Annotated in this window: 19 protein-coding genes; 18 read left to right on the top strand and 1 reads right to left on the bottom strand. The window is 65.2% G+C overall.

Annotated features, from left to right (window positions below; translation table 11 throughout):
- The first annotated feature begins 7 nt into the window (after positions 1-7).
- The 18 genes from tssA to EN786_RS08260 are packed head-to-tail and all read left to right on the top strand — an operon-like array spanning position 8 to position 19,930.
- Positions 8-1,183: a type VI secretion system protein TssA gene (gene tssA / locus EN786_RS08345; RefSeq protein ID WP_127285562.1), complete on the top strand. Its 1,176-nt coding sequence runs from the start codon at positions 8-10 to the stop codon at positions 1,181-1,183.
- Positions 1,184-1,189: 6 nt separating this feature from the next.
- On the top strand, positions 1,190-1,729 hold the full coding sequence (gene tssB / locus EN786_RS08340; protein WP_127285563.1) for a type VI secretion system contractile sheath small subunit: 540 nt from the start codon (positions 1,190-1,192) through the stop codon (positions 1,727-1,729).
- A gap of 3 nt (positions 1,730-1,732) precedes the next feature.
- The gene (tssC, locus tag EN786_RS08335) at positions 1,733-3,241 is read left to right on the top strand and encodes a type VI secretion system contractile sheath large subunit (RefSeq protein WP_127285564.1); all 1,509 of its coding nucleotides are present in this window, start codon (positions 1,733-1,735) and stop codon (positions 3,239-3,241) included.
- A gap of 49 nt (positions 3,242-3,290) precedes the next feature.
- Positions 3,291-3,746 carry an Hcp family type VI secretion system effector gene (locus EN786_RS08330; protein ID WP_127285565.1) on the top strand — a complete coding sequence of 152 codons (456 nt, stop codon included), beginning with the start codon at positions 3,291-3,293 and terminating at the stop codon, positions 3,744-3,746.
- Positions 3,733-4,488 carry a type VI secretion system baseplate subunit TssE gene (gene tssE / locus EN786_RS08325; RefSeq protein WP_127285566.1) on the top strand — a complete coding sequence of 252 codons (756 nt, stop codon included), beginning with the start codon at positions 3,733-3,735 and terminating at the stop codon, positions 4,486-4,488. The genes EN786_RS08330 and tssE overlap by 14 nt, the downstream gene beginning before the upstream one ends.
- 1 nt (position 4,489) lies before the next feature.
- Complete coding sequence (gene tssF / locus EN786_RS08320) at positions 4,490-6,364, top strand: type VI secretion system baseplate subunit TssF (protein WP_127309208.1); 1,875 nt, start codon at positions 4,490-4,492, stop codon at positions 6,362-6,364.
- On the top strand, positions 6,328-7,395 hold the full coding sequence (gene tssG, locus EN786_RS08315) for a type VI secretion system baseplate subunit TssG (RefSeq protein WP_127309209.1): 1,068 nt from the start codon (positions 6,328-6,330) through the stop codon (positions 7,393-7,395). Before tssF ends, tssG begins: the two co-directional genes overlap by 37 nt.
- A complete protein-coding gene (gene tagH / locus EN786_RS08310; protein WP_135908153.1) occupies positions 7,392-8,789 on the top strand; it encodes a type VI secretion system-associated FHA domain protein TagH in 1,398 nt (465 codons plus the stop codon). The genes tssG and tagH overlap by 4 nt, the downstream gene beginning before the upstream one ends.
- A 3-nt stretch (positions 8,790-8,792) precedes the next feature.
- Positions 8,793-9,245 (top strand): type VI secretion system lipoprotein TssJ, encoded by a 453-nt coding sequence (gene tssJ, locus EN786_RS08305; RefSeq protein ID WP_127308960.1) that lies wholly within the window; start codon positions 8,793-8,795, stop codon positions 9,243-9,245.
- Positions 9,246-9,284: 39 nt separating this feature from the next.
- The gene (tssK, locus tag EN786_RS08300) at positions 9,285-10,619 is read left to right on the top strand and encodes a type VI secretion system baseplate subunit TssK (RefSeq protein ID WP_127308961.1); all 1,335 of its coding nucleotides are present in this window, start codon (positions 9,285-9,287) and stop codon (positions 10,617-10,619) included.
- Positions 10,620-10,623: 4 nt separating this feature from the next.
- On the top strand, positions 10,624-11,955 hold the full coding sequence (gene tssL, locus EN786_RS08295; RefSeq protein WP_127308962.1) for a type VI secretion system protein TssL, long form: 1,332 nt from the start codon (positions 10,624-10,626) through the stop codon (positions 11,953-11,955).
- A gap of 1 nt (position 11,956) precedes the next feature.
- Positions 11,957-15,493 (top strand): type VI secretion system membrane subunit TssM, encoded by a 3,537-nt coding sequence (gene tssM, locus EN786_RS08290; RefSeq protein ID WP_127285307.1) that lies wholly within the window; start codon positions 11,957-11,959, stop codon positions 15,491-15,493.
- Positions 15,475-16,014, top strand: a complete 540-nt coding sequence (gene tagF, locus EN786_RS08285; RefSeq protein WP_127285308.1) for a type VI secretion system-associated protein TagF — start codon at positions 15,475-15,477, stop codon at positions 16,012-16,014. Before tssM ends, tagF begins: the two co-directional genes overlap by 19 nt.
- 2 nt (positions 16,015-16,016) lie before the next feature.
- Positions 16,017-16,874, top strand: a complete 858-nt coding sequence (locus EN786_RS08280) for a DUF4150 domain-containing protein (protein WP_127285309.1) — start codon at positions 16,017-16,019, stop codon at positions 16,872-16,874.
- Between the two features lie 11 nt (positions 16,875-16,885).
- Positions 16,886-17,308, top strand: coding sequence for a hypothetical protein (locus EN786_RS08275; RefSeq protein ID WP_127285310.1), 423 nt, complete (start codon positions 16,886-16,888; stop codon positions 17,306-17,308).
- Between the two features lies 1 nt (position 17,309).
- Positions 17,310-17,798: a hypothetical protein gene (locus tag EN786_RS08270; RefSeq protein WP_127285311.1), complete on the top strand. Its 489-nt coding sequence runs from the start codon at positions 17,310-17,312 to the stop codon at positions 17,796-17,798.
- Between the two features lie 3 nt (positions 17,799-17,801).
- Positions 17,802-18,890 carry a DUF2169 domain-containing protein gene (locus EN786_RS08265; RefSeq protein ID WP_127285312.1) on the top strand — a complete coding sequence of 363 codons (1,089 nt, stop codon included), beginning with the start codon at positions 17,802-17,804 and terminating at the stop codon, positions 18,888-18,890.
- On the top strand, positions 18,887-19,930 hold the full coding sequence (locus EN786_RS08260; protein ID WP_210238897.1) for a hypothetical protein: 1,044 nt from the start codon (positions 18,887-18,889) through the stop codon (positions 19,928-19,930). Before EN786_RS08265 ends, EN786_RS08260 begins: the two co-directional genes overlap by 4 nt.
- 47 nt (positions 19,931-19,977) lie before the next feature.
- On the opposite strand, the gene EN786_RS08255 is transcribed toward EN786_RS08260, so the two are convergent.
- Positions 19,978-21,141: a hypothetical protein gene (locus EN786_RS08255; protein WP_127285314.1), complete on the bottom strand. Its 1,164-nt coding sequence runs from the start codon at positions 21,139-21,141 to the stop codon at positions 19,978-19,980.
- Positions 21,142-21,149 lie beyond the last annotated feature (8 nt).

The following is a 21,149-nucleotide window of genomic DNA, read 5'->3' as shown; positions in this document are numbered from 1 at the left end:
GGTTGGTGTGATTGATCTCGCACTCTGGCTGAATCCTCTCGACGGTGAGAATCCGTCAGGTGAGGATTTGCGCAACGACCCGGCTTTTCATGAGCTGGAGCGCCTGACCGAACAGCAGACCAAAGTCGAGTATGACGAGCGCAACAAGCCGTCCGCGGAAGCGATCATCCCGATCGACTGGCCCGCCGTGCTTGCCAAGACCGAGGAATTGCGTCCGCGCGGCCGGGATCTGCGCCTTCTCGTCATCGTCACGCGTGCCCTGGCCAATGAATACCGGCTGGCCGGACTGGCCGAGGGCCTGAGCCTGATTGCGCAGACGTTCGACGCCCACTGGGAAACCCTGCACCCGGCGCTGCGATCCGCTGCGACGCCGCGCGACGCCGCCTTGCGTCGTATAAATGCCCTGCTCGACCTCCAGAACGGCCAGGACGGCCTGCTGGCTAACCTGCGGCAGATGATCTTTTTCGCGCCGCGCCCGATCGGGCCGATCAGCGGCCGCGACCTTGAACAAGGCGCTCTCGACGAGCGCGTCATGCTCCAGGAGGCGGCATCCGGGCTGAATGCGACCGAAAAGGCAGCGCTTGCAAGTGCCCACAGCCAGTTGCTGAACCGGGTGCGCAGCGGATGCGCGGCGCAGATCGATCAGGCCGGCGCCGAGATGACCTCGCTTCTGGCCGACGCCCGCGCGGCGATCGCCGCTCTCGATGCGGTCGAGACGGCGCTCAACGCCCGCATCGAAGGCAACGGCCCTGCCGTCCCGGACTTGAAACGGTTCCTGCAGCGTTTGCTGACCACGCTGGAAAGGAATTCGGCCGGCGCCACGGTGGCGAATGGCGCGGCCAAAGCATCCCCCTCACCTGCGGAACCGGCAGTGCCTGCTCGAAACGGTCATGGAGCCGATACGATGGCAAGTGTGGCAAGCTACGCGGAACAGAGCACCGGGCTGCCCGACCGGATTTCCTCGCGCGACGACGTCGTCAAATGCCTCGACCTGGTCGTCGCTTTCTATGACCGCACCGAGCCGTCCAGCCCGATCCCGCATCTCGCCCGCCGTGTGCGCCGCATGGTGCACATGGATTTTGTTGAACTGATGGAAGATCTCGCCCCGTCGGGACTGAAGGAATTCCGGCTTCTGGCCGGCGTTCCCGATGCCAAGAAGACGGCCCAGAAGGATGAAAGGTAGCAACACATGCCAGCCGAAAGCAAAGCGAAGGTCATCGAACGAAATCGCGCGCCGCGGGTGCAGATCGCCTACGACGTCGAAACCTACGGCAGCCCGACGACGATAGAACTGCCGTTCGTCATGGGCGTGATGGCCGACCTTTCCGGCGCTTCGCAGACCAGGGAGGCTTCAAAGTCGCTGCTGGACCGCGCCTTCGTCGAGACCGACGCCAACCGCTTCCCCAAGTTCATGGAGGCGATGGGGCCACGCGTGAAGGCGCGGGTGAAGAACACGCTGCCGCAAGCAGAAGGCGCCGAGAAGGACGAGGAACTGGCGCTTGATCTCACCTTCACCAAGATGGGTGATTTCGCGCCGGACAAGATCGCCGAGCAGGTCCCGCAACTGGCCGAGATCCTCAAGATGCGTCGCCAGCTCGAGGAGCTGCTCGGCTTCATGGATGGCCGTGTCGACGCGGAGAAGCGCATCGCCCAGCTTCTGAACAACGAGCCGCTTCTGAGCAAGATCGCCAGCCAGGCAATATCTGACGACGACAAGGTTGGGGAATAAGTCATGGCCGAACAGCAAAAGACCGCAGCCGTCACCGCCGAGGCGGAAGCCATCGACCTCGGAGAGTTCAGCGGGCTCCTCGAGAAGGATTTCAAGGTCAAGAAGGACGACAGCGAGAAGCTGCAGCAGTTGGTCCGCAATCTCGCGCTGGCGGCACAGTCCCGCTCCGAGACCACCACCATCTCGTCCAATGCGATCAAGTCGATCAAGTCGCTGATCGCCGGCATCGACAAGATGCTGACCACGCAGGTCAACGAGATCCTGCACGCGCCGGAAGTGCGCGAGATGGAAGGCACATGGCGCGGCCTCTGGTATCTCATCAACAACACCGAGACCGATGCCAAGCACCTCAAGATCCGGGTGATGAACATCTCCAAGGAGCAGTTGGCCGACACGCTCGAGGATTTTGAAGGCCAGATGTGGGATCAGAGCCCGATATTCAAGAAGGTCTATACGGACGAGTATTCGATGCTGGGCGGCGAGCCGATCGGTTGCATCGTCGGCGCTTACGAATTCTCCAACCATCCGCGCGATGTCGGCCTGTTGCGCAACATCTCGGGCATCTGCGCCTCCGCGCATACGCCGTTCATCGCGGCCGCCTCGCCGCGCCTGTTCCGTATGGACAGCTGGCAGGAGCTGCCCAACCCGCAAGACCTGCAGATGATCGTCAACAACCCTGCCTACGCCTCGTGGCAGTCGCTGCGCGAGAGCGAGGATGCGCGCTACATCGGCCTGACCATGCCGCGCGTGCTGGCCCGGCTGCCTTACGGCACCGAGACCGTCCCGGTGAAGGGCTTCACCTTCGAGGAGGAGGTTGAGGGCGACCACAACAAATATGTCTGGATGAACGCCGCCTTCCCGATGGGCGTCAACATCAACCGCAGCCACAAGCTCTATGGCTGGGGCACGCAGATCCGCGGCGTCGAGAATGGCGGCACCGTGCTCAACCTGCCGGTGCATGCCTTCCCGACCGACGATGGGTCGATCGCGATGAAGTGCCCGACGGAAGTCGCCATCGACGACCGCCGCGAGGCTGAACTGGCCAAGCTCGGCCTGATGCCCATCCTGCACCGGAAGAACACCGACCTCGCGGCCTTCATCGGCGCCCATTCGCTGCAGGACGACGAGACGCGTGCCGGGCGACTGGTCGATCCCGACGCGCAGTCGAACGAACGCCTGAGCGCCAATCTGCCTTACCTGTTCCCGGTGTCGCGCTTCGCGCATTACCTCAAGGCCATCGCGCGCGACAAGATCGGGTCGTTCAAGGAACGCTCGGACATGCAGATCTGGCTGACCGAGTGGATCAACCGCTACGTGCTGGCCAACCCGGCCTTCGCCGACGACAAGGCGCGCGCAAAGCGTCCGCTTGCCGCGGCCGAGGTCCAGGTGGACAGCGTGGAGGGCCGGCCGGGCTACTACAACGCCCGCTTCTATCTGCGCCCGCATTACCAGTTGGAGGGCATCAACGCTTCGCTCCGGCTGGTGTCAGAACTCCCGTCAGTGAAGGGTTGAACTAAAGCAATGTGATCTTGTTTCGTTTTGAGAGCGGTGGAGAAAGACAATGCCTGTGAAGATCGATGGATTCCTGAAAGTTCCGGATATCAAGGGTCCGAGCGTGCGAGACGGCCACGAGGACGAGATCGAAATCCATGGCGTCGACTACAAGATGGTCGCGCCATACGATCCGAATTCGCTCTCGCGCCGCGGTCGTGTGGCCTTGGGGATGATCAAGTTCACCAAGCACTATGACAAGTCCTCGCCCTATCTGAAGAAGGCGCTGTTCGAGAACAAGGCTCTCGACGAGGTGGTGTTTTCCGCGCGTCGGACCATCGACGGCGAGACCAGCGACTATCTGGTCGTCACGCTCACCGACGCCTCCATTATGGAATACGACATGCAGCAGGCCGAGGACGAAGCCGACCTGATCGAGGAGGAAGTCAGCTTCGCCTATAAGAAGATCAAATTCGTCTACGACAAGGACGACGAAATCGAAATGGATGTCTATGTCGGCAAGTGAGGTCCGGCGGCCCGGCGCGAACAAGCCGCGGCTTGCCGGCAGCTCGCGAGCGACGCGCGAGGCGGTCCAGCCCTCTCTCTGGGACCGCCTCGTCAACGACCTGCCCGGGCTGACCTCCGAGATAGACGGGCTGCGCCAGCTCCTGCAGGACGAGCTTGGCGCGGACCGCCTGGAGACATTTCTTGCCGGTAGCGCGCGGGCCATCGACGCCGATGCTGAGCTGACGCCTGACCAGAAGCGGCGCCTGCACCGTTTGACCTTCCAGACCCAGCATCGCGCCGAGATCGAGAGCCGCGGCGTGGTGGTGTCGGCGCGCGTGCTGAGGGAGGCCGTGCGGCGCGACATCGAGGCCCTGTTCAACACCGAGCGCTTCGAATCCGTTCCGCTGTTTTCCGATCTCGAGCGCGAGCAGGCGTTGGACGATCCGCCGTCGCTGGCGGATTTTCCGGAAGTCCGCCGAAGCGTGGTCAACTACGGCGTGCCTTCCTTCTCCGGGCGTTCATCGCGCGACTTCGACCGCGACGTGCTGGCGCGCGAGATCCGCGCGGTGCTCGCCACGTTCGAGCCACGCCTGAAGGAAAGCGCCACCACGGTCACCGTCACTCTTGGCGACAAAAGCGTGGGTCTGAAGATCGAGATAGACGCGGTGCTGATCATGACGCCGACGCCGGAGCGGCTGCGCCTTCGCACCACGATCAATCTCGACAACGGCCTGGCGCGGACCGAATTCGGGGAAAGCTGAGATGGATCGGGTCTTCGTAGAATATTACGAGGAGGAACTGACCCATATCCGCGGGCTGGCAGCGGAATTCGCCGACATGCATCCGGCGATCGCCCGCAACCTTTCTCTCGATACGGTGCCGTGCCCTGACCCCTATGTCGAGCGCCTGCTCGACGGTGTGGCCTTCCTCGCCGCGCGCACCCGGCTGAAAGTCGATGCCGAGCGCTCCCGCTTCACCCGCGCCGTGCTCGACGTCCTCTATCCCGATCTGGTCACACCGGCGCCGGCGACCGCGATGGCGGTGCTGAAACCCGGCCAGCAAGTCCAGTCGATGATTGCGGGGCATGTCGTCAAGCGCAACACCAGGCTGGTTTCCAGCCTGCAGCCCGGCCTGTCGACACGCTGCACCTACACCACCGCGCAAGAGATCACGCTGTGGCCGATCGCGGTCAGTTCCGTCAGCTATTTCCAGGATCGCAGCGGACTGGCGGCGGCCGGTATCCCGCCGATCGGCGGCGTGGCCGGCGAAGCTGCGCTGCGCGTGGCATTCACCCGGACCGGCAAAGGCAAATTGAACGAACTCGCGCTCGATCGGCTTGATCTCTATTTGGCCGGCCGCGCCAAGGCGCCGCTGATTTTCGACGCCATTTTCGGAGCCTGCTCGGCGGTTGGCGCACGGGCCGAAGGCAAGACCAATCCGATATCGCCGCTGCCGGAGCCCGAAATGGTCGGTATCGGCGACGACGAAGCCTTGATGCCCCGTACCCGCCCGACATTCGAAGGCTACCGCCTGCTGCGCGAATATTTCATGATGCCCGAACGCTTCCACTATGTGCGGGTGTCCGGCCTGCAGCCCGTCGTGCGCAAATGCGACGGCGGGCTCGAGATCATTTTCATGTTCCGGCGCCCGGTGCCCGAGCTTGCCGACCTCACGCCCGGCGATTTCGAACTCTTCGTCACCCCGATCATCAATCTCTTCGAGCGCGAGTGCAACGTCGTCGAGCTCGACCCTCGCAGGACGCGGCAAGTGCTGCATGCCGACCGCACGCGCGCGCGCGACTTCGAGATCTACCGGGTCACTCGCGTCGAGGACGCCGAGAGCGAAGGCAGCGACGCCGAAATACCCGAGCTCTTCAGCCTCGGGCAAAACCGCGGCAGCGGCTGGGTCTATTCCACCGAGCGCCGCCCGCGCCGGGCGACCGAGGATGAGCGGCGCGATGGCCTGACCCGCACCTCCTACACCGGGGACGATGTCTTCCTGGCGATCTCCCGTCCGGTCACAAGCCCGGCGAACCGGGCCATAAGGCGGCTCGACGTGATGGCGCTTTGCACCAATCGCGACCTGCCGATCCTCGACGACACCCCAACGCTGACGCTGGAGACGGCCGATCCGGTCGAGGCGGTCAGGCTCATCGGCGCGCTGCGGCCGCCGCAGCCGGCGATCCCCGCCGCGTTGCCCGCGGGCGCCGAAGGTGAATCGAGGGCCGACAATCTCGCCTGGCGGCTCGTCGCCCAGCTCGGGCTCAACTTTCTCAGCCTCGCCAAGGAGGGTCGCGGCATCGATCCGCTCCATGCCTTGCTCGACCTCTATGCCGACCGGGGCGATCCGGGCCTTGCCCGCAACGTGCATTCGATCGTTCGCATCGACTCGCGCCCGGTCATCGAACGGCTGCAGATCGACGGACCGATGTGCTTCGGCAGAGGCACGGAAGTGACCTTGCATGTGGACCAGTCCGTGCTTGCGGGGCAAAGCACGCTGCTGCTTTCGGCCTTGCTTGCGCGGCTGTTTGCCCGCCACGCCGGGATAAACGGCTTTGTGCGGACCCGTACACGGCTGCTGCAGAAGCAGGAGGATGTGCCATGGCCGATGACGCCCGGCAATCGCTACCTGATCTAGACAAGGTCGGACCGGACCGGACCGAAGATTTGTCTCAGTCGTTCGACTTCTTCGAGCTGCTGCGCCGGCTTGAACGCAGGGGTGGCCTGTTCGGCTATTCCGGCCGCTTGGAACGCGAGCCGGCAAGGCTCGGTCAGCATGTGCGCCTGAGCTTTTCGGCCAGGGACGTGGTGGACTTCCAGGAAGCAGCCGACAACGCGCCGGCGCGGGTCACGGTTGCCAATCTTGGCCTGATGGGACCCGAAGGCCCGCTGCCGCTGCATCTGACCCGCTGGGTGCTCGATCGCCTGTCGCAGCGCTGGTTCACCGGCGCCGATGCCAGGCAGACCAGCGACACCACCTTTGTCGACTTCGCCAACATTCTGCAGCATCGCATGATTGCGCTCTACTACCGGGCCTGGGCGGATGCCCACCCGGCGGTGCAGGTCGAACGGGCCGTCGGCGGCCGGGTTCGCGCAATGCTGGAAGCGATGGCCGGCATTGGCCTTCCCGGCACCCAGAATCCCGAGCTCGACACAGTCAGGCTGCGCCAGGCCGCTTCGCTGGCCAGCCAGGTCGACGGCCCCGAGCGGCTCACCCTGTTCCTGGCCGAAGCCTTCAAGGTGCCGGTGCAGGTCAAGGAGTTCATTGCTGCCTGGATACCGCTGCCGGCCGCGCTGCAGAGCAGGCTTGCCAAGGCCTACGCGGTCCTCGGCCGCGGGGCGACGATCGGCCCGCGCGTTTTCAGCCGCCAGAGCCGGATCGAGCTGCGCGTCGGTCCGCTCGGCCTGGAGGATTTCAAATCTTTCCTGCCGGGCGGCCAGCGCCTGGCGCTGTTCAAGCAGGCGGTTCGCGAGATGCTCGGAGAAGCGCTCGACGTCGACCTGCGCATCGTGCTCGCGCGCGAGGCCGTGCCGCCGCCGCGCATCGGAACCGTCCAGCTTGCCCGCACTGCCTGGCTTGCGCGGCCCGCCGAAAGGGGGGATGCTGACGATCTGCGGCTGCGCACGATCGTCGGATGGCGGCCGGAGATAGCGGGGGTCGCGGCATGAGTCTGCTGCTTACGCTGGAGCAAGGGCCACGCACCCAGGCGGTAAGGCAGACCCGGCTGGACGAGGGTGAGCTGGTGATCGGCCGCAGCGCCGACGCCGGCTGGCAGATCGACGATCCGGACATGTTCGTCTCGCGCGCCCATTGCAAGATCAGCGGCGGGCAGGACGGCTATTTCGTCACCGACACGTCGAGCAGCGGGCTGTTCATAAACGATTCCGACAGCCCGCTCGGTGCCGGCAGATCGGCGCGTCTGCAAAGCGGCATGCGGCTGAGGCTCGGTGACTACATACTGTATGTCGACCTGCAGACGCCAGCCATGCAATCGCCAGCAACCACCACCCAGCCGGTCGCCGAACGGTCGCCGCCCGCGTCCCGCGCGCCGTTGAGCATCGGCAACGACGATTTCTTTTCGGCCAGGGCCGAGGAAGAGCCGCGGCGGCCGCGCCCGGCCGATCTGCCCAACCCGTTCGAGCAGCCGCTGCCGGGTGCATTCGAGCGCGCCAACGCCAACCAGGGCAGTTCGCAGGCCTTCGACGACCCGTTCAGCCTCGACCCGGTGCCATCCCTCAACGGCGGGGCCGAATCCGCCCCGGCAAAGCCGTCGGCCGTCGAAGACGATTTCGGCTTCGGGCCGGCCGCCCCCCCCGCTCCGGCGCATGGCGAATGGCCGGCGGGCCAGCGCGAGCGCGTCGCCGAAAGACCGCAACCGGCGAACCCATGGGATTTGCCGGCGCAGGCGCCCGAGCCCCCTCCCGCGCCACGTGTGGCCGCCAGTCCACGACCGGTCCGTCAGCCGCCGGCGGCCCCGTCGCAGTCGCACTCGGACATGGCGCTTCGCGCCGCCTTCCTGCGCGGCATGGGCGTCGAGGAAGCCGATCTCGCCGGCCGCGACGCGATCGCCGAGATGGAGAAGTTCGGGCGCGAGTATCGGCTGATGCTGGAAGGCCTGATGCAGCTTCTGCGCAAGCGCTCCGAGGAAAAGGGAAACGCGCGTGTCGCCCAGACGATGGTCGGCGCCTCCGAGGTCAATCCGCTCAAGTTCCTGCCGACGGTCGACGACGCGATCGTGACCATTCTTGGCGAACGCAGCCCCGGCTTCCTTGCCGGCGAAGCGGCAATCTCGGATGCGGTCCGCGATCTCGCGCAACATCACGTGCGCGCCTGGCGCGGCGTGCAGGCCGCGCTTCGCCAGATGGTCGACCGCTTCGACCCGGCGGCGATCGAAGAAGAGCTGAAATCGAATTCCGCGATCGGCACGCTGCTCTCGGGCGGGCGTGGCGCCAAGCTGTGGGAGCTTTACCAGAAACGCCATCGTGAAATCGCCGAGAGCGCGGAAAAGAGTTTTCTCGGCGAGGTCGGCGCTGATTTTAGGGATGCATATGAGGAGGAGTGAGACATGATCGATCGACGCGAATTCATCATTGCCCTTGGCGCCACCGGGCTGGTTTCAGCCTGCCAGAGCGGTCCGCCGAAACCATCCGTGATCACGGTCAATGTGAGCGGCGGCGCCGGCATGAATCCGGGGCCGGGCGGCGGTGACCGGCCGGTGACTGTCCTGGTGATGCGGCTGAGCAGCACCGGCAAGTTCAATTCGGCCGACTATTTCGCGCTGCAGGGCGATGCTGGGTCCGCGCTCGGGGCCGACCTCATCGGGTCCGACACGGTCTCGGTCGCGCCGGGAAAGACCGCGGCCAAGACCATCACGGTCGAACCGAACGCGACGGCGCTCGGCTTCGTCGCGCTGATCCGCGAGCCTGGCGGGAGGAACTGGCGCACGACCAAGTCGGTCTCGCCGGGCTCGAAATTCACCATCAACGTGACGCTCGGCAGCGGTGGCATCTCCGCCTAGCGGCCGGACAGGAAGTGGCTCCGTGCGGAGAGTAACGGCATGAGCGATGCAAACAGGGTGCTGTGGTCCGAGGGCCTGTTTCTCAGGACCCAGCACTTCCAGCAGCAGGACCGGTTCTTCGAGGCGACCGTGCGCGGCGCCTTGCAGGCCGGGCAGCTCCACACGTTCGGCTTCCAGCAGCTGACGCTCGACCAGTCCCTGCTCGACGCCGGCCAGATCTCCATCGTGTCGGCGCGCGGCATCTTCCCGGATGGCACGCCCTTTTCCATTCCCGAGATGATGGACGCGCCACGACCCTTGCCGGTCACCGCCGACACCGGCGCTGGAGCGGTGCTGGTCGCGCTGCCGCTCGAACCGCCCGGCGGCGTCGGCTTCGATCCGGCGCACGCCGCATCCACGGGCGCGCGCTATCATGGGCGGATCGTCTCGGTCCGCGACGCGGTGCACGGAGGATCGGACCCGGAGGAGATCGAGATTGCCCGGCCGCAGGCAGTGCTCTTGGCGCCGGGCAAATCGGTCGGCGGCTACACCGCCCTGCCCGTCGCCGATGTCAAAGGCGTGCGCGCCGATGGCGGCGTCTCGCTGGATGAGGCGTTCCTGCCGCCGACCCTGATCACGGGCGCGGTGGCCTGGTACCGGCAATTGCTTCTGGAAGTCGTCACCGGCCTCGACCAGATCGCCGAGGCGCATGGCAAGATGGTGATGGGCGGGCCCGGGCGCAGCGTGGAGGACCTGTTGATGCTCCACCTTGCCAATGCGGCACGGCCGCGGCTGGCGCACATGCTGGCGCAGGACGTCTTCCACCCGGCCGAGCTCTACCTGGAGCTTGCCGGCCTCGCCGGCGAGATGGCGACCTACGGCTCCAGCTCGCGACGGCTGGGCGAATTGCCGGCCTATGACCACATGGCCCCCGGGCCCGCCTATTCGGCGCTGGCCGATGCCTTGCGCTCGCTTATCCTGAGCCTGCGCTACATCGAGCCCAAATCGCGCGCCCTGCCCGTCATGCGGCATTCGACCAATGTCTGGAAGATCCGCATCGACAATCCGAAGCTGCTGGTGGCGAGCCGCATCGTCATCCGGGTCGGCTCCGAACTGTCGGAAGATGCGCTGCGCAAGATCTTCGTCAATCAGGCGACGGTCGGCGCGGCCGACCAGTTCGAGGGCCTGTGGAAATCGCGCCTGCCCGGCATCCCGCTGAAGCCGCTCCATTCGCAGCCGCGCGAAATCCCCTACGACGGCGACCGGCTGTGTCTCGAGCTCGATCAGAAGAGCGAGCATTGGGCCTCGCTGCTCGACGCCCCCGGCTTCGTCATCGGCGTCTCGGGTGTCTTGCCAAGCGAGCCGCAGGTGGACTGCTATTCGGTGAACAGGTGAGATCATGAGCCGGGATGATCCCTTCGGACTGTCGGAGGATCGCGAACGCACGCGCATCAGGCTGACCGGCGCCCAGATGCCGCGGCCGACGGCGCCGATGCTGACGGGTGTGCCTATCAAGCGCTCGCGCACCCATCCCAATGCGCTCATCAACGCCTTTGCGCCGCTGCTCGAATTCGCGCCCGAGCTCGAAAGCGCGCTGGCGCCGGAGAACCCTGAAACGTTGCGCACGCGTCTGCTCGAAGAGCTGGTTCGGGCGCGCGATGCCGCCATGACGTCGGGATCGTCTCTGGAGCGCGCCGATCAGGCGGCCTGGGTGGTGGCGGCGCTTCTCGACGACCTCGCGCTCAACACGCCCTGGGGCGGCGCCAGCGCGTGGCCGCGCCAGCCGCTGGTGGTCATGCTGCGCGGCGACGTCGATGCCGGCACCCAGTTCTTCACGCGCCTCGACGAGCTGGAGCGCCACCCGAACCGGGACCGCGAGCTATTGGAACTGCAGTACCAGTGCCTGGCGCTTGGCTTCCGCGGCAAATACCGGGTGCCCGGCCGCTCCGGCGACCGCTCGCTCAATGCCGTTCGCGTGGCGGCGGCGCGCTTCCTGCGCGATGCCGACGCCGAGGGCGCGCCGCTGTCGCCACATTGGAAAGGCGTGATCGCCTCGGACGAGCCGCAGCGCTTCATCGTGCCGATCTGGGTGATGGCGCTCGCCGCCGCAGTGATCGCCACTGTGGTCCATATCGGGCTCTCGATGGGTCTGAGCAGCCAGGCCGTCGAGCTCTCGGCGCTGGTCCGGGCGCTGCCGCCGCCTGCGCGTGCCGATATCACCCGCGCCGCGCCGAAGGTTGACGCGCCTGCGCCGCCCGAGCCGGAGCCAGTCGATTTCGCGCTGCTGCCGGAATTCAAGGCCGAAGCGCCGGACGACCTCAGGGGGGCGCTCAGCGGCACCGAGAGCGTGTCGCTGGCCAAGCTGGTCATCCAGGCCTCCAACCCCGAATTGTTCCAGTCGTCGCGACCGACACTGACGCCAGGCTTCGAGCCACTGGTCGAATCCATCGCCAAGGTCATCCTCGCCAACCAGGAGCTGATCGGAAACATCACCGTCGTCGGCCACACCGACAACGTGCGCCTGCAACGATCCAACCCGCTGTCGACCAACCAGCGGCTCTCGGAAGCGCGGGCCGAGACCATAGCCGACCTCCTGGTGCGGGCCGGCGTGCCGCAGGAGCGTATCCATTCCGAAGGGCGCGCTGAGACCGACCCGGTGGCCGACAACTCGACACGCGAGGGCCGCGCGCTCAACCGGCGCGTCGAGGTCCTGGTCGAGAAGAGGCTCTGAGATGTTCATCCTGCGCTTCCTCTGGGCTGTGCTCACATCGCGCTTCCTTTGGACGCTGATCGGCATCGCGCTGCTTTCGCTGGTCATCTGGATCTTCGGCCCGATCGTCCAGGTCGGTCCCTATTCGCCCTTCGATTCCGACAATGTGCGCATCGGCATGATAGCCGGCCTGATCATCCTGTGGCTGATCTGGCTGATCATCGCCCAGCGCCGCGCGATCCGCGCCAACCGCATGTTCGTCGCCGAGATCGCGGCGCCGGCGGCGGAGAAGCAGCTCACCCCCGGCGAGGAAAGCGTCGCCGCCGTCGGCGCCAAGTTCGCCGATGTGATGGCCGAGCTGAGGCGCCGCAAGCTCGGCGGCCGCAAATTCCTGCGCGAAATGCCCTGGTATGTGATCGTCGGGCCGCCGGCGACCGGCAAGACCACGGCGCTGCGCCAGTCCGGCCTGAACTTTCCGATCGACCTCACCGACGACCTGCAAGGTGTCGGCGGCACGCGCAACTGCGACTGGTTCTTTTCCGAAAACGCGGTGCTGATTGACACCGCCGGCCGCTACGTCCAGCAGGAAAGCCAGCCGGATGTCGACGCAACCGAGTGGCTGGGTTTTCTCGACCTGCTCAAGAAGCACCGCGGCCGCCGCGCGCTGAATGGCGTCATCGTCGCGCTCTCGATCGACGCGCTCTCGGAAGGCGACGAAGCCATCAAGGCGCACGGCCGCAAGATCCGCCGCCGGCTGGCCGAGCTCAACGACCGGCTCGAAATCCGCCTCCCTGTCTACCTGATGCTGACCAAGGCCGATCTGATCAAGGGCTTCGAGGCCTTCTTCGGCGGCCTGTCGACCACCGCGCGCGAGCAGGTGTGGGGGACGACCTTCGCGCTCGACGCCCGCGTCGACGCCAAGACCATCGAGAAGGAAATCGCCACGCTGGCGACCGAACTCGAGCGGCGCCTGGTGCCGCGTCTTGAGGACGAAGACAAGCTCGCCACGCGCGCCGAGATTTTCCGCTTCCCGGCCCAGCTCGCGAGCCTTTCCGAACCGATCCAGGTGCTGATCGAGGCGATGTTCGGCGAAAGCCGCTACGAGGAAGCCGCCTGGCTGCGCGGCCTTTACCTGACGTCGGCGACGCAGGAAGGCGCGCCCATCGACCGGCTGACCGCGGCGTTGTCTTCATCGTTCGGTCTTCCGCCGCGCCGCGCCATGCCCGCGCCAAGGGTCGAGAAGCGCAGCTTCTTCCTGCGGAATCTGCTGACCGAGGTGATCTTCAAGGAAGCCGGCCTCGGCACGTTCGACCCGCTGGCGCAGCGCCGCCGCGCCTGGATCTGGCGCGGCGCCGCCACCGCCTGCGCGGCAGCGGCGTTGCTGGCCGCCGGCCTGTTCTCCTGGTCCTACTACGATAACCGCACCGCTATCACCGCGCAGGCTGGCCAGTTCGAGGCGCTGCAGGAGCCGCTGACCGCCGTCACCGCCGCCCCGGCATCGGTGGAGCAGCCGGCCATCGACGGCGCGCTGGCCGCGATGGACGAGGTCGCGAATGCCCGCACCGCGCCGCCGGACGCGCCGCATGACCTGCTCGGGCCCTCGGCCTCGGCGGAATTGGTGCGCGCGCAGGCCGACACCTACGATCATGCGCTGCGCAACGTCCTGGAACCCCACATGGTCGCGCTGCTCGAGGCGACCATGTGGCGGCAGATCCGCGATCCGGACTTCATGCTGGGCGCGCTGAAGACCTATCGCATGATGACCGGCCTGTCGCAGATGGACACCGACTTCGCGCAGGGCTGGTGGGTCAACAGCCTGCCCGAATTCGCGCCCTCGCCGCCTTTCCCGAGCCCGGACGCGGAAGAGCACCAGTTGGCCGCGATCCGTCGCATGGCGGTCGACGACAACTACATCGCGCCCGACAAGGAACTGGTCGCCGAGGCACTGAAGACGGTGTGCACGATCTCGCTGCCGGCGCGCGCCTACAAGCAGTTGCTGGCCGATCCGGAAGTGGCGGGGGTGAAGGAATGGATCCCGGCCAATTTCGCCGGGCCGAACGGCGCCAAGGTGTTCGCACGGCGCTCCGACAAGACGTTGCGCGTCGGCGTTCCGGGCGCCTTCACCTATGCCGGCTTCCACGATGCCGTTCTCGACCGGGTCGAGGACGTGGCCGCCCAGGCGGCACTCGATCGGGCAGTGTTCGCCGGCGGCTGCTCGGAGAATTCCGAAACCTCCGTCTCGGCGCTGTCCGAGGACATACTGAAGCTCTACTACGACGACTACATCGCGCAATGGGACAGCTTCCTGCGCGATATGCGGCTCGCGCCGTTGGCCGACCTCAATGTCGCCAGCGAGAACCTCAAGGACCTTTCAAGCGCCGATTCCGCGCTGAAGCGCCTTTTGACCGCGGTGGTTCAGGAGACCGACCTTACCCGGTCCGACGAAGCCCCGGCCGACGACAAGGCGGCCGCGAAGGGCGGCTCGAAACTGCTCGGCAAGCTCGGCAAGCTGGGCAAGGTCGTCAAGACCGGGGCAAAGCTGCTGCCGCGCGCCGGTTCTGCCGACAAGGTGGACCTGACCGGCAGCCTGGTGGCCGAACACTTCAAGCCGCTGAAGGGCGCGATCGCCGAGGTCGACGGCCAGCCTCCGGCGCTCGACGCTGCGGTGGTGGCGCTGACGGCGCTTTCCAACGTGCTGCAGACGGTGACCGCCAATCCCGACCCGCAGGACGCCATCAAGAAACAGGGCGGCCTGGCCGAGCTCACCGGCGCCGTCGCCAGGCAGGCGCAGATCCTGCCCGACCCGATCGACGACTGGCTCGGCGGCATCGCCGGCGACACCAGCGGCCTGACGCAGAAGGCCGTCACCAACGAGCTCAACGCCATCTGGCGCGCCGACATCCTGCCGTTCTGCCAGGCGGCGCTCAACGACCGCTATCCGTTTAGCCCCGAGAGCGCGGTCGACGTCAATGTCCGCGACTTCGCCCGCCTGTTCGGACCGGCCGGCATGATCGACGCTTTCATCAACGACCATTTGATCAGCTATGTCGACACCGCCAGCCAGCCCTGGAAATGGCGTGCCGACTTCGGCCTCGACCCTGCGGCGCTGGCGGCGTTCGAACAGGCCAGGCACATACGCGACGATCTCTTTCCCGGCGGGACGGGACCGGTGATGAGCTTCACGCTGGAGCCGAAGGACCTGTCGCCCAATGTCACGCGCGTGACGCTCAATCTCGACGGCCAGAACCTCGTCTATTTCAACAACGCGACGCGGCCGCAACCGATGACGTGGCCCGGCAAGGACGGCACCGGCGTGATCTCGCTCGCCTTCCAGCCGGTCGACGGCTCGCCCGAAATCATGCTCAACGAGACCGGCAGCTGGGCGTGGCTGAGGATGCTGCGCGCCGGCCGCTTCACCGGCACCTCGCTGGCCGACGTCTACAGCCTGCGCCTCGGCACCAAGGGCATGTACGCCGATTTCGAGCTCAAGGCGGCAAGCGTCGAGAACCCCTACAACCTCGAAATGTTCAAGAAGTTCACATGTCCGCCGCAGATATGAACACCGGTTTTTTCGGCAAGATTCCGGGGACCGGAGATTTCGTCTCCGCAAACCTGCCGCGGACTTTCATCGACCGCTGGGATCGCTGGATGTCGATGGAGCTGCGTGCCCGGCCCGATGAGGGTGAGCTTGACCAGCGCGTCTGGCGCTTTGTTGTCCGGGCCGGGATTTTTGGGGACCAGTCCTGCGCCGGTGTCTGGCGCATGAGCGAGGACCGCGTTGGCCGCCGTTATCCCTTCGCGATCGTGCGGCTAGGCCCGCCGCCGGATCCTGCCAACAAGTGGTTCGATACGCTGGCTGAACTGCTCCAGCGCTGTGTGGACGAACATTTCTCGCACACACGGCTGGAAGACTATCTTCAGGAATTGGAGGCACCTATCGCAGGTGACGACACGCGCGGGATCGCGTTCTGGAGTGACGATTGGGAGGTGAGGGAGTTCAGATTCGCCGACATCCACGATCTCGCGGCCAACGCCCTGCCGGCCATGCGCGCGGCGCGGACTGAAGTCGGGGCACGCTGATCATGGGCAACAGCGTTTACGCCGATGGCATGGGCTTCTTTCACCAGGGTAGCAATGGGAAGGGCATCGCGCCTGGCGACGTCTGCCTGTCACCGCCTACTCCACCCGGAGTCCCGGTGCCGGTTCCGTATGTCAACATGCTGTCGGCAAGCGATCTCACCAAGGGCAGCAAGAGCGTAAAGATACAGGGCAATCCGACCGCGCTGGAGAGCTCTTCGGAAATCGCTACCAGCACCGGCGACGAGCCGGCCACACAGGGTCTTGGCGCCGGCGTCGTAACCCACAAGATCAAGGGCAAGGGCGCGTTCAAGCTTTGGTCGTTCACGGTGAAGGTGGAGGGCAAGGGCGTCGATCGCCATGGCGACCCCATGGGCCAGAACGAGATGAGTGACCCGCCCAACTGCATCGACAGTTCGGCGCTGGTGAATTTCTTCAAGAGTCTCCCAAAGGGAGACCGCTTGAGGAAGTGCGCGCGCAAATACAATGGCCGCAAGCACCGCCCGAGCCGGAAGTCGAAACAAGCCAAGAAGGTAAACGGGAAGGTCTGCTGGGAATGCCAGCGCGACCTGGCAAACATGAAAAAGCGGCTGGCGAACGGCGCCAAGCTGCAAACCAGGATCGCCAGGCTAGAGGCCAAGATCAACAAGCAGAAAACCAAGGGGCACTATATGATCCACGACCACCAGCCGCCGCTGGTGGTCGCTTGGAAAATGGGCGGATGCCACATGGGCGCGGCGGCGTTCAAGAAGCACTTCTCGAAACCGGAAACCGTCAAGCCGCACTGCACCAGCCACCAGCGAAGCCAAGGCTCAAAAGCCAGGGCGTTTTCCAAGCGCATGAACGCATCACACTTCGCATAGGGGAAAACCAAATGGCTGCACTCGACGACGTTCAGACCCGCTACGTGGCAGAGTTGCGCGCCATCGCACCCGAACTTCGCGCCTGGTGGAAACATATGTGTGCCCTGAGGGGCGAGCAAACCATGCTCACCAGATGGCCAACTGGCATTTCAGGCCATCCGCGCACGCTTGCCGTCTTCCGAAAATACTACTTTGAAATCGAGGCGCTAAACGACGAGGCGATCCTGGATGAAGGGGAGGAAAATGAGGACGACGATGACGATGTTACCGAGGATATGTGGGGCGAGGACGACGACGACGAGGGGGCCGACATTGGCGACCACGCGGAGCTGTTGATCTACGACATAGAAGAGCTGGCGCCCGATATTTACGAGCTTGTCGACGGCATCTGCTACGTGCCGGTCGGTCTGACCCCGGATGAGGACCCTGTGTGACATGGCACTGATCACACTTTACAGCACCGAGGACGGAATAGAGAGACTGCTGACGCAGCCGGGTGACGTGCGCGCTCAGGCTGTACCTTTCGCCGACATTCCATTGGAACAGGCTTCGCCGGAACACCGCCAGGCGTTTGCCGACTATGTCAACGATCTGAAGCTCGCCTATGACATCGCCGAAGCCTGGTGGGAAGATACGATCGAGACCCAGAAAGACCTTGGCCTCAGCCAGAAAAAGGCGATCGCCGAGGCCTTCGACGAGCGCCTCGCGGGTCCCGCATCCAACCCTCATGTGGTCTGGGCCGTTCGTGGCTACTGGATGGAATGCGACCGCATCAACAGATTGGTCGGAAGCGGCAAGGCGGTTCCACCCGAAAAACTGCTCCTCAAATGGCTGATCGAGGCAGGCGAGACGGATCTCGTCAGGCTGATCGCGTGTATGCCCTACTGGCCGGTCGGGATCGATGAGAAGGGAGAGTGGTGCTGAACCATGGCCTTTGACGTCTGGCTCGAAAACCGTACACCTTTCGCCGCTGCCACCCACGTGCAGATGAGTGCCGACGGCCAGGAGGTATTGCTGGCGATGTTTTCCGCGAGCTTCGAAGCGCCGGGTCAAAATGCCGAACTGAAGCCCGCGGACGAGCAGCTGCCCGTGACTTTCGGCGATGTGCCTTTCGGCGATCCGACCCTGTCCTCCAACCGCTACGAGGCCGATATCGTGCCGAAGAAGCCCTTGGCCGAAGTTATCGTCAACGGCACAGCCCATGCGCCGAACGGCAAGCCGATCCGCGAGATGCAGGTCGGCCTGAGTATCGGCAGCGTTCGTAAAGTGCTGAACGTCGTCGGCGACCGCGTCTACGAAGCCGGCAGCTACAGCGCGCCGCATCCGTTCAGAGCCATGCCGATCGTTTACGAACGCGCCTATGGCGGCACCACGCCGGATGGGAAGATGGAACTGCGCAATCCGGTCGGTGTCGGGTTTCATCAGGCCCGGTCGGCCGACCCGGCGGTCAAGACGCAGGCCCCCAATATCACCTATCCGGGAGAACCTTTCCTCAGCCCTTCCGACCGCCCGAAGCCTGCCGGATTTGGCGCGCTGGGTCGCGGCTGGCAGCCACGCATCGGCTATGCCGGAACATACGACCAGGCATGGATCGACACGCAATGGCCCTTGCCGCCGGCGGATTTCGACCTGCGATATAATCTCTGTACCGCGCCCGACCAGCACTTGCCGCAATTTAGCGGCCGCGAGACCGTATCGCTGATTGGCCTCACCGCGACCGGACGGTGGGACTTCCGGCTGCCTCGCATCGTGGCTCCGATACGACTGGTATATGACGACCGTGTCGAGGAACACGCTTTCCACGCCGATACCGTCATCATCGAGCCTGATCTGTGGCGCGTATCGCTGAAGGCACGCCTTGCGCTGATAACGAAACGCAACGCCCCTGCCCTGCGCGAGATCGTTTTCGGTCATGTCTCGCCGGTTCTCCTCAGCGCAGTGCGCAAGCGCAAAGCCTATTTGAATCCGCTCGGCGGTGACGGCACGCTGCGCGGCCAACCGGTTTGGCAGCCATGAAACGGCCACTCTATGTCGTGGGTAGTGGCGCGGTGACCGCTGCCGGGCTCGACGCCAGGCAGACGCTTGCGGCAATCCGGGCAAGCCTTTCGGCTTTCGAGGAGATGACCCTGGCTGAACCTTTCGGCGCTGTTCAGATCGTCTCGCGGATTCCCACGCATCATCAGCTACGTCGCACCCAGGGGAAATGGCTGGTCAACATGGCGGCGCGGGCAGCCAAGGAAGCATTCCGCACCGGCGCGCGCGCCTCGGAAGCAACCGCTATCCTGCTCACGCCGCCCGAAAGCTTTCGCAAGCACCCAGCCTATGAGGATATTGCGCCGCCGGAGTTCCTGGCTGCGGTGATCAAGGCTACCGGACAGCGTTTTCATGCGGCTTCGCGCGCTGTCGACGGCGGCGCGGCCGCAAGCATCGGCCTGCTCGAACGTGCCCGGGAAATCATGGAGCGGCAAGGTGTCGAGCAGGTTCTGCTCGGTGGCGTGGATAGTCTCGTCAACGATACGGATCTGGCCCGACTGGAACAGGCCGGGCGCCTCAAGGGAGAAGACAACGCGCAGGGCCTTGTTCCGGGGGAGGCCGCAGCCTTCGTCCGGCTGACCCTCAATCCCGAAGGGGGATCACCTGTCCACGCCACCATCCACGGCGTCGGTGTGTCGGAGGAAAAGGATAGCGTTCTGTCGGATCGTTACAGCCAAGGCCGAGCCTTGCTCGCCGCCCTGCATGACGCAGTCAGGGGATCCGGTCCGTCCGAGTCCGACATCGATTTCGTCGTCAGCAACAGCAATGGCGAGCGTTACAGCGGCCTGGAGCAGTTGATAGCGCGACCGCGTTTCTACCGCACACGCCGCGAAAGGCTGCCGACCGCCTATCCAGCCATGACTATCGGTGATATCGGCGCTGCCGGCGGAGCGCTCGCGCTGATGCTTGCGGCCGACAGTTTTCTCAACGACTACGCGCCGGGCCCCACGGTTGCCTGCGAACTCTCCTCCGAGAATGGATTGCGGGCGGCTGCGGTTATGGCCCGCATGACCAAGCGATAAAGTTGGAGCCGTTCACAGGTTGCCGCTTGAGTTCGATGCTTTCGAAATTACATCCATGCAGGAAATCGGCGTGTGCAGCGCCAATCCGCCAGCGACGCGGAGGGTGTAGCGATTGCCGTACGCAAGGCCTCGAGCCGTATCCGTCGCATGGACCTGAACGGACGGTGATCGCGTCCGCCGCGCCCTTCATCCCACCACGCTGCAACGCGATCGGCCGCCGGCAGCGAGCTGCCGTCGAGATGGGCAAACTCCTTGCCAAGTACAGCAGGATCGGCAGCGAAAAGACCTGTGTCGCCAAAATCCACCTCGAAGAGATCACGAAGCGCCGCACCTGCAGCGGACGCCAGTTCTGGATCGCGCATCTTCTCGATCAGCCATGGCATGACCGCACGGTCGCCAAACAGGCCGACCGATGCCGTGGCCGCGATGCGCGAGATGGGCTGTTCGAGACGCGACTGCAGCCAGGCCTTGCCGGCCTTCAGCGGTGTCGTCATTAGGCGCAACTCCATTGCCGCCCCCGCAAGGTCCGCCTCCGTCAGCAGGATCTTGTCGACCACCGGATGCGCGGATCGGGCCTCGCCAAGCAGGCAAGCAGCGAAGGCGGCCGCAAGACGTTCTTTCGCGGTCTCGCCATCGAGGCCAGTCAAGACTGCCGGAAGGAGGTCGCGCCGCTTCAGCGCGCCGGCGAGCCGTACGGCGCGCCAACGGACGCCCGCGTCGGAATGGCTGACCAGATGATGCAGGCGCTCGCCCGGATCGACACGATTATGCCACAGCGCAGACAGCCCTAGGCAGCGAAGCCGCGCATCGCGGGTGTCCAGCCACTGCGCCACGAACGGCCGAAGGTTTTCGCGCGGCGTGCGCGCGATCGCACCTGACAGGCTCGATATACCGGCTTCACCCAGGCTTGCGCTGGCGTCGATCGCGGAGCCTACCAGCTTAGCATCGCCCCAACGCATCGCCAGAGTGCCGAGTACGAAGAGTTCACCCGGTTTGGCGTAGTCGGCAAAGAGCGCGTGGGCAGAAACCCAGCCGGCGTTGCCGGCAGCCATCAGTCCTTCCAGGTTGGCTTCGAGACGCTGGTCAATGCGGCCTATATCGGTCTCGTCCAGAATTGGACCATCGATCTCCTGGCGGCGACGCAGCCAGAGAAATGCTGCGTCCTCGGCATGCTGGTCCACAATGGCCGGGATGGTCGCGATGCGATGCATCGGCATGC

Origin of the sequence: Mesorhizobium sp. M4B.F.Ca.ET.143.01.1.1 (assembly GCF_004792275.1) — a bacterium.
GTDB lineage: Bacteria > Pseudomonadota > Alphaproteobacteria > Rhizobiales > Rhizobiaceae > Mesorhizobium > Mesorhizobium abyssinicae.
The sequence above is the reverse complement of the archived record's forward strand: the minus strand, read 5'-3'. Positions and strand labels throughout refer to the sequence as shown.